At 37.4% G+C, this 2,325-nt stretch carries 3 protein-coding genes and 1 tRNA gene; 3 read left to right on the top strand and 1 reads right to left on the bottom strand.

Annotation, left to right across the window (positions count from 1 at the left end; translation table 11 throughout):
• Positions 1-279: 279 nt before the first annotated feature.
• Entirely contained in the window at positions 280-1,158 is an 879-nt protein-coding gene (gene lipA, locus VB797_RS34890; protein WP_323242381.1) for a lipoyl synthase, read from the bottom strand.
• A gap of 158 nt (positions 1,159-1,316) precedes the next feature.
• On the opposite strand from lipA, the gene VB797_RS34885 reads away from it, so the two are divergent.
• From VB797_RS34885 to VB797_RS34875, 3 genes are all read left to right on the top strand, one after another.
• Positions 1,317-1,390, top strand: a tRNA-Pro gene (locus tag VB797_RS34885).
• A 131-nt stretch (positions 1,391-1,521) separates the two neighbouring features.
• Positions 1,522-2,091, top strand: a complete 570-nt coding sequence (locus VB797_RS34880) for a Uma2 family endonuclease (protein WP_323242380.1) — start codon at positions 1,522-1,524, stop codon at positions 2,089-2,091.
• A 15-nt stretch (positions 2,092-2,106) separates the two neighbouring features.
• On the top strand, positions 2,107-2,325 hold a 219-nt coding region (locus VB797_RS34875), incomplete at its 3' end, for a Uma2 family endonuclease (protein ID WP_323242379.1).

Below are 2,325 nucleotides of genomic sequence, written 5' to 3'. Positions count from 1 at the left end.
TAAATAAAAACGCTAACTCCTAAAATCGTTAAATAATTGCAATTAACATTAATCCCTATTAGGGATTGAAACCCATTCCTACCATTGGTGCCGGTACGTCCATCCGTATTGCAATTAACATTAATCCCTATTAGGGATTGAAACTTAGTGTTGATTAACGTCTAAGCAAAGCATCCTCCGAAATTGCAATTAACATTAATCCCTATTAGGGATTGAAATCAGCCTTTTCTAAAAGTAAAAAAAGCTGATTAAAATTAATAAAAAAAGAATAACTAATCCCTAACTTTTCTCTCGTGGATATTGTTTCATCAATTCCCTTACCTGCTCTGCATGATAGGAACTTCTTGTCAACGGAGAAGAAACAACTTGTAAAAAATCGATTTCTTCACCATATTTTTTCCATCCTGCAAACTGTTCGGGATGAATAAAATCATCTACTTTTAAATGCTTTTGAGTAGGTTGCAAATATTGTCCAATCGTTAAAATATCGCAGTCAACAGCGCGTAAATCCTGCATAACTTGCCGAATTTCTGCATCAGTTTCGCCAAGCCCTACCATAATACCTGACTTAGTGTAAATCCAAGGTGCAATTTGGCGCGATCGCTTCAACAATTCCAAAGTTCTTTGATAGTCCCCTTGGGGACGGGTGCGACGATATAACCGGGGAACCGTTTCTGTATTGTGATTGAGGACTTCCGGTTGTGCTTTTAAAATAAGTTCCAAAGCTTCCCAATTACCGCACAAATCGGGAATTAAAACTTCAATAGTAGTAGAAGGGGAAATAGTGCGAACCGCTTCAATACAGCGAACAAACTGCGAAGCTCCCTCGTCGGGTAGATCGTCGCGGTTTACAGAAGTGATAACCACATGATTAAGCTGCATCCGACGTACAGCTTCCGCGAGACGTGCGGGTTCCGTTGGATCTAAAGCTTGGGGTTTCTTCTCAAAATCAATATCGCAGTAAGGACAAGCACGAGTACAGGCTGGTCCCATAATTAAAAACGTAGCGGTTCCGGCTTTGAAACACTCACCGATATTCGGACAAGATGCTTCCTCACAAACAGTATTTAGAGATAAATCCCGTAAAGTTTCCTTAACAGCACCAACACGTTCCCATTGAGGAGCTTTAACCCGCAACCAGTCTGGTTTTACAGTCACAATCCTTCCTTACCACTTGTTGAGATCCAAATTTTATGGTATCGCAATTTTCAGTTAGGAGTTAATGGTTTAAATTCTTCTTGTCTCCCCATCCCCCCATCTCCTTGTCCCATCCTTCGATTTAATTTCTGTGATATAATAACCCTGATAATTATTGCCGGGATGTGGCGCAGCTTGGTAGCGCACTTCGTTCGGGACGAAGGGGCCGCTGGTTCGAATCCAGTCATCCCGATTTTATAAAATTAAAAAATTTCAAGTACGTATATTTTAGACAATTGCGCGATCGCACTTGATTAATTATAAGACAATAGAGATGCAGAGCAATCTCACAAATCAGTATTAAGAAATATTGAGGGAAAATTTATGCAGTCCGCAGTCAATTTTCTTACCGTTGAAGAATACTTTCAATTAGAACAAACCAGTGAAATTCGCCACGAATATGTAGATGGTGAAGTTTTCGCAATGGCTGGTGCTAGTGAAGAACATAATTTAATTACAGGCAATATTTATACTTTACTACGTTCTCATCTACGTGGAACTCCTTGCCGTACTTTTGCTTCAGATATGAAAGTTAAAGTCAAGGTACAAAAGGCGGATATTTTCTATTATCCCGATGTTTTAGTCACCTGCGACCCAAATGATAATCAAAGGTACTTTAAAACCAGTCCAATTTTAATTGTCGAAGTGCTATCTAGTTCTACTAAAACTATAGATAAGCGAGAAAAAAGGATTAATTATCAAAATATCAAAAGCTTACAAGAATATGTCTTAATTTCCCAAGATGAAATCAAGGTGGAAGTTTATCGTAAAGATACTCAAGGAAATTGGTTCATGCAAGTTTTTGATAAAGATGAATTACGTTTAGATTCTATTAATTCTATTAATTTAACTTTAAAAATGGCAGATATTTACGAAGATGTAATCAAAATATAAATTATAGGATGAATTATGACTGCTTTAACTTTACAAATACCTCCAAGTCTCAAGTTTACAGATGACGAATTTGAGCAAATCGTTGCTTTAAATCAAGAATTACGTTTGGAATTAACTGAGAAAGGAGAATTAATTATTATGTCACCAACAGGGGGAGAAACAGGGAACCGTAACTTTGATTTAATCGGTCAAATATGGTTTTGGAGTCGTAAAAATAGTTTGGGAAAAGCGTTT

Source organism: Rivularia sp. UHCC 0363 (assembly GCF_034931125.1).
Taxonomy (GTDB): Bacteria; Cyanobacteriota; Cyanobacteriia; order Cyanobacteriales; family Nostocaceae; genus Rivularia.
Note: the sequence above shows the minus strand (reverse complement) of the source record. Positions and strands in the feature narration are given on the sequence as shown.